At 42.0% G+C, this 15,132-nt stretch carries 12 protein-coding genes and 1 riboswitch; of the genes, 5 read left to right on the forward strand and 7 right to left on the reverse strand.

Annotated elements, in window-relative coordinates; all coding sequences use genetic code 11:
- Positions 1–185: 185 nt before the first annotated feature.
- Positions 186–1,988: an acyl-CoA dehydrogenase C-terminal domain-containing protein gene (locus HX743_RS05725; RefSeq protein ID WP_131260791.1), complete on the reverse strand. Its 1,803-nt coding sequence runs from the start codon at positions 1,986–1,988 to the stop codon at positions 186–188.
- 309 nt (positions 1,989–2,297) lie between these two features.
- Complete coding sequence (locus HX743_RS05730) at positions 2,298–2,915, reverse strand: hypothetical protein (RefSeq protein WP_178318732.1); 618 nt, start codon at positions 2,913–2,915, stop codon at positions 2,298–2,300.
- 140 nt (positions 2,916–3,055) lie between these two features.
- On the opposite strand from HX743_RS05730, the gene baeS reads away from it, so the two are divergent.
- Together baeS and HX743_RS05740 are read left to right on the forward strand one after the other, a co-directional pair.
- On the forward strand, positions 3,056–4,711 hold the full coding sequence (baeS, locus tag HX743_RS05735; protein ID WP_178318733.1) for a sensor histidine kinase efflux regulator BaeS: 1,656 nt from the start codon (positions 3,056–3,058) through the stop codon (positions 4,709–4,711).
- Positions 4,712–4,731: 20 nt separating this feature from the next.
- Positions 4,732–5,418 carry a response regulator gene (locus HX743_RS05740; protein ID WP_178318734.1) on the forward strand — a complete coding sequence of 229 codons (687 nt, stop codon included), beginning with the start codon at positions 4,732–4,734 and terminating at the stop codon, positions 5,416–5,418.
- A gap of 213 nt (positions 5,419–5,631) precedes the next feature.
- On the opposite strand, the gene HX743_RS05745 is transcribed toward HX743_RS05740, so the two are convergent.
- From HX743_RS05745 to HX743_RS05765, 5 genes are all read right to left on the reverse strand, one after another.
- Entirely contained in the window at positions 5,632–7,077 is a 1,446-nt protein-coding gene (locus HX743_RS05745) for a YdiU family protein (RefSeq protein WP_178318735.1), read from the reverse strand.
- Between the two features lie 124 nt (positions 7,078–7,201).
- A complete protein-coding gene (locus HX743_RS05750) occupies positions 7,202–8,368 on the reverse strand; it encodes an acyl-CoA desaturase (RefSeq protein ID WP_178318736.1) in 1,167 nt (388 codons plus the stop codon).
- A 291-nt stretch (positions 8,369–8,659) separates the two neighbouring features.
- Positions 8,660–9,373 carry a glycerophosphodiester phosphodiesterase gene (locus HX743_RS05755; RefSeq protein ID WP_178318737.1) on the reverse strand — a complete coding sequence of 238 codons (714 nt, stop codon included), beginning with the start codon at positions 9,371–9,373 and terminating at the stop codon, positions 8,660–8,662.
- Between the two features lie 168 nt (positions 9,374–9,541).
- Positions 9,542–10,126 (reverse strand): cob(I)yrinic acid a,c-diamide adenosyltransferase, encoded by a 585-nt coding sequence (locus HX743_RS05760; RefSeq protein WP_178318738.1) that lies wholly within the window; start codon positions 10,124–10,126, stop codon positions 9,542–9,544.
- A gap of 95 nt (positions 10,127–10,221) precedes the next feature.
- The gene (locus HX743_RS05765) at positions 10,222–12,084 is read right to left on the reverse strand and encodes a TonB-dependent siderophore receptor (RefSeq protein ID WP_178318739.1); all 1,863 of its coding nucleotides are present in this window, start codon (positions 12,082–12,084) and stop codon (positions 10,222–10,224) included.
- A gap of 35 nt (positions 12,085–12,119) precedes the next feature.
- A riboswitch (cobalamin riboswitch) is annotated at positions 12,120–12,344 on the reverse strand.
- A gap of 192 nt (positions 12,345–12,536) precedes the next feature.
- Between HX743_RS05765 and HX743_RS05770 the strand changes: the two genes are divergently transcribed.
- From HX743_RS05770 to HX743_RS05780, 3 genes are all read left to right on the forward strand, one after another.
- Complete coding sequence (locus HX743_RS05770) at positions 12,537–13,190, forward strand: phosphoribosylanthranilate isomerase (RefSeq protein WP_019836282.1); 654 nt, start codon at positions 12,537–12,539, stop codon at positions 13,188–13,190.
- Entirely contained in the window at positions 13,162–14,406 is a 1,245-nt protein-coding gene (trpB, locus tag HX743_RS05775) for a tryptophan synthase subunit beta (RefSeq protein ID WP_178318740.1), read from the forward strand. Before HX743_RS05770 ends, trpB begins: the two co-directional genes overlap by 29 nt.
- 174 nt (positions 14,407–14,580) lie before the next feature.
- A complete protein-coding gene (locus HX743_RS05780; protein ID WP_019836283.1) occupies positions 14,581–15,102 on the forward strand; it encodes a DUF1543 domain-containing protein in 522 nt (173 codons plus the stop codon).
- Positions 15,103–15,132 lie beyond the last annotated feature (30 nt).

Consider the following 15,132-nt stretch of genomic DNA (forward strand, 5'->3'; position numbering starts at 1 on the left):
CGTTGAGTTCAGTGTAATCTACAATTGTGAATGTTGTAGACCACTAAAGCGAAAGAATGCTTTATTTATAAAGAAAAAGGACTGTCAATGCTATGACCGTCCTTTCTCAATTTCTGTACTCAAGAGTACAACATTTTGAATATCCCGCTAAATATGTTCAATGTTTAGCGAGTTTCAATTTTCGCTTAGAAAGCAAAGTGTTCAGCATCTAATGCAAATAGTGGCTCTACACCTGTTGCAATCACGTCTACGTGTGAGCGAACACGTGGCAAGATTTTCTTGAAGTAGAAACGTGCAGTCGTCACTTTAGCATTATAGAAGTCTACATCGGTTGTGCCTGCTGCAAGTGCTTCTTGAGCGACCAATGCCATACGTGCCCATAGGTAAGCTAGTGTTACATAACCAGAGAAGTACATGTAGTCTACTGCTGCAGCACCTACTTCCTCAGGGTTTTGCATTGCACGCATACCAATTTGCATGGTCAAATCGCCCCATTCTTTATTGAGCGCTGCGAGCGGTTCAACAAATTCTTGCATTGCTGCGTTGTCTTTGTTGGCTTCTGCAAATTTATGGATGATTTTGGTGAAGTCTTTCAACATTGCACCTTGTGTACCCAAAACTTTACGACCTAACAAATCGATTGCTTGAATTTCAGTTGTACCTTCGTACAAGCATGAAATACGTGTATCACGCACAATTTGTTCCATGCCATGCTCAGAAATGAAGCCATGACCGCCGAAGACTTGCACACCATGTTTTGCAGATTCAGAACCTGTTTCAGTTAAGAATGCTTTTGCAATAGGCGTCAATAAAGACAAGATGTTGTCAGAGAACTTACGTTCTTCTTCAGTTGCACCTTGTTCAACGATATCTGCGTGTAGAGACAACAGATACACTAATGCGCGACCACCTTCAGCAAACGCTTTTTGAGTCAATAGCATATTGCGTACAGCAGGATGCACAATAATTGGATCTGCTTCTTTTTCAGGGGCTTTCGGACCAGAAAGTGAGCGCATTGCCAAACGGTCTTTGGCATAAGTCAACGCACCTTGGAAAGAACCTTCAGATGCTGCAAGACCTTGTACCGCTGTACCGATACGTGCAGTGTTCATGAACGTGAACATGCAGTTTAGACCACGGTTTTCAGGGCCAATCAAGAAACCTTTCGCATTATCAAAGTTGATGACGCAAGTTGCATTGCCATGAATACCCATTTTGTGTTCGATTGAACCACAACGTACACCATTACGCTCCCCTAAAGAACCATCTGCATTCAGGTTGAACTTAGGAACGATGAACAGAGAAATACCCTTAGTACCTTTAGGTGCACCAGGTAAACGTGCCAATACGATGTGCACGATATTCTCTGCCATGTCATGTTCACCAGCAGAGATAAAGATTTTCTCGCCCGAGATTGCATAGCTTCCGTCGGCCTGAGGTTCAGCTTTAGTACGGATAATACCCAAGTCAGAACCTGCATGAGATTCGGTTAAACACATGGTACCTGTCCACTCACCTGAAACAAGCTTTGGCAGATAGGTTGCTTTTTGTTCATCTGAACCGTGGTGTTCTAAAGTACGTACAGCACCATGAGAAAGACCTGGGTACATGCCCCATGCCCAGTTTGCTGTACCGACCATTTCTGAAATCACGTTTCCTAGAGAAACAGGTAGACCTTGACCGCCGTATTGTTCTTCAGCAGAAAGAGACGGGAAGCCAAGTTCGATATATTTTTGATACGCTTCTTTAAAGCCCGTTGGTGTAGTCACCACGCCATCATTCCAAGTACAACCTTCACGGTCACCGCTTTGGTTGATTGGAGAAAGTTCATTTTCACAGAAATCTGCTGCAGCTTCCAAATATTGGTCAACCAATTCACGGCTTACGTTTTCTTGGAATGCAGGTAATTTTGCATAGTGATCTTCGGCATTTAATAATTCATGCAAAACGAATTGCATATCACGTAAAGGCGCTTTGTATTGTGGCATATCGGTTTCCTCAATACTGGTTTGACCAGCGTTATATTTTAAATGGATTTCAGCACATGCCTTCTCAGACATGCCATGTTGGAATGGTTGTAATCGTGCAACATCTTCTAATTCGGTACAAGCATCTGCATAGCATTTCTTGGTGACTGTAAAGTCAAAGATTTTTACCTTGAAATGGCTAAGTTGTTTGAGTGTAAATAGTTTTGCTGAATTTGAAATGATACAAATAGTCAAAACCGTAAAGAGATATGTCCAATAAAAAAGGCGCAATTTGCGCCTTTTTTATCTATTTATGCTTTTTAGAGTGGCTTAAGCAGCCTTATCCGGTGCTGAAACAGGTGCTTTAGGCTGGAAGTGAACGATACATTTGCCATCTATTGTTTGTATGCCGACTTTTAGCTGCACGGCTTTACCATCGGTTTGACCTTGGCAGGCTTTGGTCGCAGCTTGTTGACGCGCTTGACGTTCAGCTAAACGTTGATCGTATTGCTGGGTTAACTCAGCACGTTTCGCATCGGTTAGTGGTTCGCCACGATGCATATGCATGCCACGGAATTGACCACGATCGGCTTTATCGGCACGCATTGGGTGATGTTCACCACGTTTCATTTCATCACGGTTCGGTTTAAATGTAATCGCACATGTGCCTTCTAGTGTTTGCTCACCTGCTTTGACTTGGACTGCTGAACCCACCGCTTTGCCATCGCAGGCTTTTTTAATGTCTTGCATGACTTGTTTACGTTCAGTACGCATTTTTTCAAATTGTTTGCGTTGTTCAGGCGTCATGTGACGGTCTTTCTGATAATGACCATGCATATATTGCGACTGCTTCATATCTTTTGGTGCTTGGGTGGATTGACAGGCAGTAAACGCACCTACAGATAAAACGCTGGCAGTGGCTAAAGCAATTTTTGTCATCTTATTCATTCTAAATTCCCCCCATACAAGAGCATGTGATTTTGGATGATTAAAGATTAAATAATAAAGATGAAGAAACAATGGAGAGTTTTTTCTAGCACTGTTGGTTACAATGCTCAAAATCGACAAAAAAAGCTGAGATTGCGCTTTTGAAAATTCGCCGTATACCCATCGCATTACGCCTGTTCTTAACAGTGCTGCTGACGACCTTGCTGATTACCACGGTCAGCTTGGGGGTATTGCATGTCAATATGCAGCGAAACTTCAGCAAATATGTGGCCGATGTCGAAATGCAAAAGCTGGACTTGCTCACTCAAAACTTGGCAGAAGTCTATGTGGTATATCACGATTGGGGCAATGCCATTCAGGCGCAAATTCTCCAAATTGAAGGTGAAGCTGCGCCCGATGATTATGACCGTTTATCGCGGTGGTGGTTACGTCGTCAGTATGACATTGCATTGCAGCAGCGTTATTTTCAGGAACATACCTTAGCCAATGTAAACCCAAGTGTGGTCGAGCCTGAGCCAGGCAAACGACAGGCCAATGCGGAAGAACTTCGCTGGTTAGAGCTGAATTTACCTTCACAATTTCAGCCATTTGAAGGTTTAGTATTTCCTTTGAGTGCCAATCAGAATGCTTTCCGTCCTGATCGTAAAAATGAAGGACACCAAAACGCGACAGAATCATCTGGAAAAAAACAATTTATTTCGATGCCTGACCGTTTAGGCTTGAGTTCACGCTTATCTTTATATGATGCCCAGCGGCAATTTGTAGTGGGAGAGCCTGCTGAAACTCAAATTTCCTTTCGTCCAATTATGGTCGGTGAAAAAATCGTGGGTTATCTGGGCTTAAAACCTGTGTTAGATCAGGAAGATGCTTTAAGTATTAATTTTTTTAGTAAACAAACTCGTTATTTATTATTGGCTTATGCTTTAAGTATTTTGGCGAGCTTGATTGCTGCCTTATTGTTGGCGACCTATTTTAAAAAGCCAATTCAGCGCTTATTAAATGGCACACGTGAATTAACCAAAGGCCATTATCAGCATCAGGTCAAGGTCAATCGTAATGATGAGTTGGGTGATTTATCTACCGAATTGAATCATTTGGCGGTGATTTTAGATCAACATGAAACTTCACGTCGTCAGTGGGTGGCAGATACTTCGCATGAATTAAAAACGCCATTGGCGGTGTTGCAGGCGCAAATTGAAGCTATGCAAGATGGTATTCGCAAAGCCACACCAGAGCATTTGGCTGCGATGATGCATCAGGTCAATAATCTGAAAAAACTCACACAGGATTTATCGGACTTGGCGCAAGCCGAAGCTATGCAGCTGAAATGCTATTTCTCGAGCATTGATCCATGGCAAGTGATTGAGCAGGAAATCGAAAGCTTTAAGCCGAAATTTGAACAGGCGCAGTTGGACTTGATCGTGTCGGGTGAAGGCACGCAATTACAATTGGATATAGACCGTTTTAAGCAAATTATGCTCAACTTATTGAGTAACAGTATTCGCTATACCGAAGCGGGTGGGCAGGTACATATTCACACCAGTCAAAGCGCAACAGAATGGACAGTATATGTAGATGACAGTCCGTTTGGTTTAAGTGATGAACAATTGGCACGTTTGGGTGAGCGTTTCTATCGCGCCGATGATTCACGTACACGTGCCACAGGCGGGACAGGTTTAGGTCTGGCTTTATCGGTCAAAATTGCTAAAGCATTGGGCGGAGAGTTAAGTTTTGCACATTCACCATTGGGTGGTTTACGTTGCAAATTAAGCTTTCCCAAAACAATCAAATCTTGAAAGACTTTAAGGAATCGTGCATGAAACATATCTTGCTGGTTGAAGATGAAATTGAACTTGCCCAATTGGTGCGAGATTATTTAGAAGCTGCTGGTTTTGAAGTCAGTATGTTTCATGATGGACAAGAAGCCTATGACAGCTTTTTGCAGCGTAAACCGAGCTTGATGATTTTAGATTTAATGGTACCGCGTATGGATGGTTTGACCATTTGCCGCAAAGTGCGTGAACAGTCCGATGTGCCTATTATTATGGTCACGGCACGTACTGAAGAAATTGATCGGGTGCTAGGCTTGAACATGGGCGCAGATGACTATGTGTGTAAGCCTTTTAGCCCGAAAGAATTGGTCGCGCGCGTGCAAGCGGTGTTGCGCCGTTTGGAACGTAAGGCTGAGTCCGAAGATCAGTCTTTGTTCCGTATGGATAAAGCGCAGCAGCGTATTTGGTATCAGCAAAAAACCTTGAATTTGACCCCTACCGAATTCCGTTTATTGGAATTGTTTTTAGAGCATGTCGGGCAGGTGTATTCACGCGCGCAGTTGCTAGACCATATTAACCCAGACAGTTTTGAAGTGGCAGATCGGGTGATCGATAGCCACATTAAAAACTTGCGCCGTAAAATTTCTGATGCTGCCGAAACAGGTAATCGACATGAGTGGATTCAGGCGGTGTATGGTGTGGGTTATCGTTTTGAATATCCTGATGAGTAAAAAAAATTAATCTAGTCCATCTTTAATACAGAGAGATGGGCTAGATAAAATATTTGTCATTTCACATCACAGCTAAATTTTGTAGTTTGTACAATCAATTGTTCAGCAGGACAATGGTTTTTATTGCATAAACATTTTGCAAGATACTAATTTTTAAAGGTTTGTTGATGTTTTAATAAAATCATAGTGTTAGGCATTTGTGCAACAAGGCTATTAAGATGAGCAACTCACCATCACTTCTGGCACATCACTTGGTAAAGGTGCTAAATCTTCAGGTTTTTCCAATGCTGTTTGCTGAATATAGGGTTGGCTGAGCAAGTTAAATAAACGCTCAACTTCTGAAAAATCATCACGCTCTGCTTGCTCAATCGCCTTTTGTGCCATGTGATTGCGCAAAATATACTGAGGGTTGACTTGCTGCATAGCAATATCTAAGGCATCGGTATCCTGATGTTCACGAATTTGTAAATACTGCGCCAAAAAGCTTTCCCACTGACGACGATCCAAACAATCATCCAATATTTCTGTGTATTGTTTATTTTGTAGACGGATAAAACTTTGGGTGTAATCCAGTTGCTCACTTTGCAAAATACGTAAGAAGTTGGTTGCGCAGTCAAAACTGTCTTTATGGAAGCTTGGCAGTCCCATTTTTTCACATAAACCGAGTTTATAATGCTCCAAAAAAGTGGGTTCAAAATGTTCTAAGCATGCTGCCAGTGCTTGTTTCCAGTGTTCTTTCTGATCTGGGTTTTGCTCAAGTGGAATTAAATTATTTAACCAGACCCATAAATTCCAGTGTGCTACGCTGGGTTGTTGTTGGTAGGTATAACGTCCTTGATAGTCCGAATGATTGTTGATCCAATTGGGACGAAAACGCTCCATAAAGCCATACGGGCCGAAATCGAGTGTTGAACCTGTGAGATTTAAATTATCGGTGTTCATCACCCCATGCGCAAAACCGACCAATTGCCATTTGGCAATCATGACAGCGGTACGTTGAATAACTTGCGTAGCAAAGGCGAGTACAGGCTGTTCGGCTGCCAAGCATTCTGGATAGTGCCATTCGATACACTTTTGCACAAATTCAGGCAGTAATTCAGGTTGATACTGATTGATCCATTCAAAATGTCCCAAACGAATATGACAGTCTGATGTGCGTAATAGCATTGCACCAAGTTCTAATTTTTCACGTTGTACGCCTTGAGTAGATGAGGTAAATCCAACGGCATTGCTTGATGGCACACCCAGTGCATTTAAAGCATGACCTGCCAAATATTCACGAATCACTGAACGTAATACTGCACGTCCATCTCCCATACGTGAATAAGGCGTTTCCCCCGCACCTTTTAAATGCAGGTCGATTGTACGTTGATGTGTGTCCAAAACTTGCGCAATGAGTAAACCGCGTCCATCTCCCAATTGACCTGCCCACTGACCAAATTGATGTCCTGCATAGACCATTGCCAAAGCAGGAAATTCTTTAAACGTCTTTTGACCACTGCAAATTTCCACCCATTGCTGTTGTTCTTCGGCTGTCCATTGCAGTTCTTTTGCCAAGGCTGCATTAAAGTGTCCTGCTTTTGTACCTTTTAAAGGTAAAGGCTGCTGCATGTGATAAAGACGGGCGGGCAGGGTCGGATAACGTGGATTAAATTGCATGATGATGAAGCGCTTGGCACAAAGTGAGTTTCACTATAGCAAACTTAGACTTTAAAAACTGTAGTCTAAAAATGCAGAAAGCCCTGAACAGGTCAGGGCTTTCGCAGTGCATCAGAACAGAGGTTTATTCAGATACAGGATTCTTTTTCAGGTTGCGCATCAGCAAGTTCAAGGTTTCACGATGGTGTGAAAGACGCTGTTCAACCAATTGGAATTCAACTTTTAATTTGTCATCCATTTGGTGGATTTTTTCAGCTACTGATGCTTTTTTCGCCTGAATTTCTTGCTCTTTTAACTTTGCCCAATCGTTCAAAGTTTGAGTAAAGGCATCATATTCTTGCGAAATACGGCTTTTAACTTGGCCAATGTCATCATTTACATTGTGTCCATAGACCGCCAAGTCTTGTTCTGCATATTTAAAACGCATCGCCAATTCTGCTTTTTTAATATTAAAGCTTGGAATACGGCGTAAGTTTTTCGCTAAGCCCAACTTCGAGCATGACCAAATTAACCATTTGGTTGGATCATATTGCCACCATTTTACGCCATTACGATAATCATACTGAAAAATGTGGTGATAGTTATGATAACCCTCGCCCCAAGTGGCAATTGCTAACCAGAAATTATCACGCGCGGTATTTTCGTCAGTATAAGGACGAGAACCCCACATATGACATAGTGAGTTAATAAAGAAAGTAACATGGTGGCTTAAAATCAGACGCATTAAACCGCCTAATAACAACACACCCAAAATATCGCCTACAGCCCAACCTATTGGCACCAAAATACCAACGTGAACTGCAATCACGAGCGGAATATAGTATTTGTGTTGGAACATCACCAACTTGTCATTTAACAAATCTGGTGCATTTTTAAAGTTCGGCTCTGCAGCAGGATAGTCACGTAACATCCAGCCCATGTGCGCATACCAGAAGCCGTTATTAATTGAATATGGGTCTTTTTCGACGTCATCGACATGACGGTGATGGGTGCGGTGACCTGAACCCCAATACAGAATACTGTTCTGAACGGCAAATGTTCCCATAATCATTAAAATGATTTTCAAGGGAAGGGTAGCTTCATAAGCACGGTGTGCCCATAAGCGGTGATAACCTGCTGTAATACCCAAGCTACTTACGCCAAGTAATACAAACATGCTGATCCAAGCGGCAAGGCTAAAATCATGGTGATACGCATATAACGGAATCGCGATCACTGCAACAATAGGTAAGAAAACCAGTGCAAAGATGGCAATCCAGTTGATTGGGGCTTTGGGTAAGGGAGCATTCATCTCCAACAGCACTCCTAGAACCTTGGGAGGTATAAATGGACGCTTAATCCTTTATAACGCTATGACCGATCTGTAGATTCAAATCATAGTATTAAGTTTTATAGGGATTAATTTTTTCGCATATTAGCATGAGCTTATTCACGATCACAGCATTATTGTACAGTTGTATTGTACTGGGTGGTAACAGAATATAATGGCTTCTGCGAGATTTTACGGAGATATTGTATTTGGCAGCCAAACAAGCACAATAAATCAATTATTTATCCATCAAAATATTTGAGGTTGTACCGCTCACAAGTGTTGCATCATCAGTTTAGGATAATCGGTAATTAAACCCTGAACACCCAAATCTTTAAGCTGTTTGGCACGTTCAATTTGGTTGACTGTCCAAACACTGATATTCAGTTGGGCTTGTTGTGTGGCCTGAATGAGTGCATTGGTTGCGAGTTCATTCATCCAACCAATTTGGCAACAGCCTAATGCTAAAGCCTGGTCAATGGCTTGATATTGCAAATTATCTTCAACCAATAAACCACGTTTAAAGCGTGATTTTTGTTGTTGCAAGGCCCAATGAATTTTTGTATCAAAACTGGTGATGATAGCGTTATGTTCAAAACCCTGTAAATGTTGCTCTAAACTTTGGATAATTTTTTCAGCATCGGCATGCGAGTTGACCGCTTTGACTTCAACTTCAATATGATCAAAATTTTGAATAATGGTCATGGTTTGATTGAGTAGGGGGGTGGTTTCGACTTTATTCCAGTCCGACCACATCACTGCATGGTTATAATGGTTTAAATCTTCCAGACTACATTCATACAACGCTTTGTCTTGTCCTGTGGTGCGGATGAATTGATCATCATGCATAACCACCAAGGCATTGTCTTTGAGTTGACGCACATCAAACTCAACCGCACGAATGCCAATATTTTGAATGTATTCAAAACCACCAAGCGTGTTTTCAGGCGCTTCGCCACGCGCACCACGATGACCAATTATGCGCATAATGTGCCCATGAATTGAAAGTTTGCTTTCATTTTGCAAGTACGACGTGACAAAGAGATGACATCTCTTATTTTGGTCGGATGATGTGAAATTTCAAGCAGCATCCGACGTGATTTTTTAGATGCAAAATCAGGGCTTTATTTTAGTTTCCGATTCTAGAGTGTGATGTCAGTTACCAATACTGTCGTTGATGTTCTTTTGCCATAACACTTCGCTGCCTCCTTCGGCACGTTGCAAGCTGCGAGATGCCACAAATAGCCAGTCAGACAGTCGGTTCAGTAATTGCAAAGATGGTGCCTGAATATTTTGATCACGGTTGTGTACGGTCATTAAACTACGTTCTGCACGACGACATACGGCACGGGCTTGATGTGCATAACTGCATGCCAATGTACCTGCAGGCAGAATAAATTCTTTGAGCATTGGCAGGCTTTCATTCATGCGGTCAATGTCTTGTTCTAGGAACTCAATCGCAAGTGGTTGTACGAGATGGTAATTGGGGATACAGACTTCACCGCCTAAATCGAATAGCCAGTGCTGAATCAGGCTAAGCGATTTGTCCCAAGTGTTTTTGTCTTGAATGTTGCTATGTGTAATTTGTGAGCGCAATACGCCTATGCAGGCATTGAGTTCATCGACATCGCCCAGTGCATGAATGCGTAAGTCGTCTTTGGCGACACGTGAGCCATCGCCCAGTCCTGTTGTGCCTGAATCGCCTGTGCGGGTATAAATTTTGCTTAAACGGTGGCCCATAACTTTTCCTTAGGTAGAAATGAAAAAAAGGATAATGCCGGTCAAAACATTATCCATAAACTGCGCTGTTTTATATATTTTTTTGAAGCTGAGAATTAATAACGGAAAGTGACTCCAGCAGAGGCAAAACGACCGCCATTAATGTACCAATCTTCTGGTGAGTTGTCCCAAGAGCTTGCAGCTTTATAGACTTCTCGATATTGCACATCGCCAATGTTCTGAATATTAGTAAAGATTTTAACCGTTGGGTTAATATTCCAATAAGCATTGAAATCGACGGTTGCATAACCTGGAACTTTTACACTATTTGCGCTATTGCTAGCATTGGCATGTGAACGAGCTATTACCGAAGTACTAAGTCCATAGACAGCATTTTCTAGTCCTGCAGTGAAGGTAAGCGTCTGTTTTGGACGATAGGCAATTTCTAAACCTGTTGCTTTATTTTCACTTTCAACATAAGCATATTCTGTCGCGAGGAATAAATCGTCTTGTTTCCATTTAAGACCTGCCTCACCGCCTGTAAAATTGGCTTCCCCAACATTTTGATTCATGCTGTCGCTATAGACGATTAAGTTATCCACATTGGTGCGATAAACAGAAAAACTAGTTGCTAGATTATCCGTAATAGCATAATCAAAACCGAGTTCATAAGAGATGCTTTCTTCAGGTTCTAAATTCTCATTACCGCCCCATTGAGAATAGAGTTCATTCAGGGTTGGAGCACGGAATGCACTGCCAATATTGGCATAAACGCTTGCATTAGGCAGGAAATGATAGCGAATAGCACCTTGACCTACTGTGTGGCTTCCAAAAAGCTCATGGTCTTCTACACGCAGACCAACTTGGGTGTCAAACAGTTCATTTTTAAATTGGTGTTGTAGATAATAACCTGTGCTATTAACGCTTTGATCTTGGTTTTTGATCGAACTTGTTTTGTAGTTGGCGTCATTATAAGTTGCACCAACTAAAATGTTTTGATTTGGTGTGAATTTCCATTTTAGGTTTAAATCACTTTGGTTGTTTTCAGTGTTGTACTGTGTGAAATATGATGGAACATCTTGCTTGTCTTGAACGTTTGCAAAATGAGCGCCTAAAATTAAATTTTGCAGAATATTGTAATCAACTTTTGCATTAATGACACGATTTACAAAATTACGAGGAGCTGTGTTGGTAATGTAATCATTACTGAAAATACTGGTTCCTTTATTTTCACTAATCGAAGCAGAGGCATCAATCTGATTTTCCTGGAAATAGCCTATTTTAGCATTGTAGCCTTTTTGATCGTAGCTGGCATTGTCGCTTTTATCTTGGCTTTCAAAAATGCGAGTTCCATCACTTTCTAAGCGTTGCCCACCTACTTGAGCGTAGAATCCTTGATCTGTGACTAAATCTGCTTTTAGAATGGTTTTATAAGTATTGTTTTCACCATAGATGCCAGTTAATTCTGCACCAGACTTCACAGGTTTTTTTGAAATAAGTTGAACTACACCACCAATTGCATCACTACCATATTGAACGGAAGCTGGGCCTTTCAAAATTTCAATTTGTTGAACATCCGAAGTATCTAAATATGCAGGATAAAGTGGACCAAGCTCATTTTGGCTATTTAAGCGAGCACCATCTTTTAATACTAGGGTATGTACGGCTTTAGTTCCACGTAGTCCAATTTCTGAAATTTGCCCCATCCCCCCGCTTTGTTTCACATAAACAGAAGGGTCTTGTTGGATTAAGTCAGATAAATTGAGAGCAGGATTCTTTTTTATCGCATTTTGATCAATCACAGAAATCCGCGCAGGCACATTGCCAATTTTTTCTTCAGAACGTGTCGCGGTAACGACCAAAGTGTCTAAAGATGCATTTACAACATTAGAACTGTCTTGTGCAGATACAGACGTAGAGAAACCCATCGCAAGCGCGATTGCGCCCACTAAAGCAGTAGGCTGAAAAAGAGTAGACATGACTTTGCTCCATACATTCACCCCACGTGAATGATTGAGTTAAGGGCACAACAAGCAGGTCTCCGGACTACAATGTGCCAAGCATCTTCTAATTTATGATTGCTTTGCTGTATATCCACCTTCCCATATTGTTCATACAGTGGTGTAAATCATAAGATTTAAATCGATATACGTTTCATGGTTACCGTTGCGGGGGCAGTGTTGGACTTTCACCAACTTCCCTAAAGCTCAAAGCTAGAACTCGTTGCATTTGCGCGAAGTATAAAGTCTGTATGCCATTTAAACAACGGAAATGTAGAATAATCCGCCTGAACTTCACTCAACCTCTGAAAATTGCATTACAATGTTTCGCCCTAATATATGATTTTGTTTGTAAGAACAGATAATTTAAAAGTCACATACAGCAAGATCAGCAAAATGAAGATTGAAAATCAGGATTAGAGTGCAAAACGATGCGTACCCGTACCAAAATTTGCGGAATCACGCGAATTCAAGATATAAACAGTGTGGTACATGCGGGTGCAGATGCAATAGGCTTGGTGTTTTATCCTCCAAGTCCGCGCCATGTGAACATTGAACAAGCACAATGCTTGCTGCAAAACATTCCCGCTTATGTGCAAGTGGTCGGTTTATTTGTCAATGCAACGGCAGAAGAAATTGCCGCTGTACTCAAACAAGTACCTTTAGATATTCTGCAGTTTCATGGCGATGAAACACCGTTGCAATGTCTGCAAATAGCAGAGCAAGTTGGACGTCGATGGTACAAAGCCATTCAGGTCAAACCCGATTTAAATGTGTTGGATGCAATAAAAAGCTATCAACAAGCAGGTGCAAGCGCAGTATTATTAGACGCGTGGCATCCTGAGTTGAAAGGTGGTACAGGACACAGTTTTGACTGGTCAAAATTCCCCAAACTCGATATTCCTTTAATTTTGGCGGGTGGTTTAAACCCTGAAAATATTGAAGATGCAATTCAGACGACTCAAGCCTATGCTGTTGATGTCAGTGGCGGAGTTGAGTCTGCAAAAGGTATTAAAGACCAACAACTCATAGAAAACTTCATGCAAGGAGTCCAACGTGGATCAGCAAAGTACAAATCACAATAACTCAGTGATTGACTATACCCAATTCCCAGATGCAAAAGGGCATTTTGGGATCCATGGCGGACGTTTTGTGTCAGAAACGCTGATGGCGGCTTTACAAGATTTAGAAAAATTGTATTTCCGCATGAAAGATGATCCGCAGTTTTTGGCAGAATTCGACCGCGATCTCGCCTACTATGTAGGTCGTCCTAGTCCTTTGTATTATGCTGAGCGATGGTCAAAAGAGTTGGGTGGTGCGCAAATTCACTTAAAACGTGAAGATTTGAACCATACTGGCTCACATAAAGTGAATAACACCATTGGTCAGGCATTATTGGCAAAACTGTCTGGTAAAAAACGCATTATTGCCGAAACAGGTGCAGGTCAGCACGGTGTAGCAACCGCGACCATTGCCGCTCGTTTAGGCTTAGAATGTGTGGTGTTCATGGGTGCAGAAGACGTCAAACGTCAGGCCATGAACGTGTACCGCATGCGCTTACTCGGGGCAACGGTTGTGCCTGTAGAAAGTGGCTCTAAAACCTTAAAAGATGCCATGAACGAAGCTATGCGTGACTGGGTGACCAATGTCGATTCAACGTATTATGTGATTGGTACTGTGGCAGGCCCACATCCGTATCCGCAATTGGTACGTGATTTCCAATCTATTATTGGTCGTGAAGCACGTCGTCAAATTCAGGAGCAGGCAGGTCGTTTACCTGACGCACTTGTGGCGTGTGTTGGTGGTGGTTCCAATGCGATGGGCTTGTTCTATCCATTCTTGAATGATGCCGAAGTAAAAATGTACGGTGTTGAAGCTGCGGGCTTGGGCATTGAAACAGGCAAGCACTCTGCGCCATTGAATGCAGGACACGTGGGCGTATTACACGGCAACCGTACTTATTTAATGTCTGATGCACAAGGTCAGATCATCGAAACTCACTCTATTTCTGCAGGTCTGGATTATCCGGGTGTAGGGCCAGAACATAGCTTCCTGAAAGATATGCACCGTGTCGATTACGTGCCAATCAATGACCAAGAAGCATTGCAAGGTTTCCGTGATTTAACCCGTATTGAAGGGATTATTCCTGCTTTAGAAAGCTCACATGCGATGGCTTATGTGAGTAAGCTTGCGCCAACGATGGATAAAGATCAAATCATTATTGCGACTGTTTCAGGTCGTGGTGATAAGGATCTAATGACTGTTGCCCGCATTGATGGTGTGGAAATGGTGGATATGTAAATTTCAAGCTGCTTGAAATAAAGCATGCTGTATTTCAATTCAATCGTGCTGAAGCAATTCGGCACGATTTTTTATTTGGAGAATTAAAAAATTCTCGCTACTTTAAATGATCAAGCTTAAAAATCATCAACCCTTAAAGCGATCAAGCTTAGGATATTTGCGTAGGAGTTGGATATGCCCAGTTTATTTATCGTCATGTTAGGTGGGCGTCATGCGCGAGCCAATACTGAAGTGCATGATGTGGTACTCGCGGTAGGAGACTCTTTAGAAGAGACCTATCCTCAACTCAAGCAGGCTTGGTTTGCAGAACTGAAAGGTTTGCATATTGATGCATGGGCGCAAATTAACGGTGTTGAGTTTGAAGGCAAATCCTACTATTTGAAATTTACCGATGCGCAGCCGAATCAGGCAGAAAACCGACTGTATTTGATTAATTTAGGTGGATATGACCCACGTGAATTTGGTGAGTTGCATCGTTATGTACTGGTAGTGGCGCAAAACCCAATGGTGGCAAAACAGCGTGGTAAAGCCTATTTCGCTCAGCATTGGCAAAAACAGCATACCGATCGGGTATTAGAAGTGGATGATTGTATTGCAATAGATCAGGTGCATGGTCGCTATGTGCAATTGGTTGAAGGATCATTCTCAGGCAATCGTTGGGAAAATACCTATCTGACTTTGAATGCTGATGCTTAAAAGCATTTAGAATATTGAGGCAGGAATAGA

It is taken from the genome of Acinetobacter sp. Swhac1 (genome assembly GCF_013390985.1).
In the GTDB taxonomy this organism is placed as follows: domain Bacteria; phylum Pseudomonadota; class Gammaproteobacteria; order Pseudomonadales; family Moraxellaceae; genus Acinetobacter; species Acinetobacter towneri.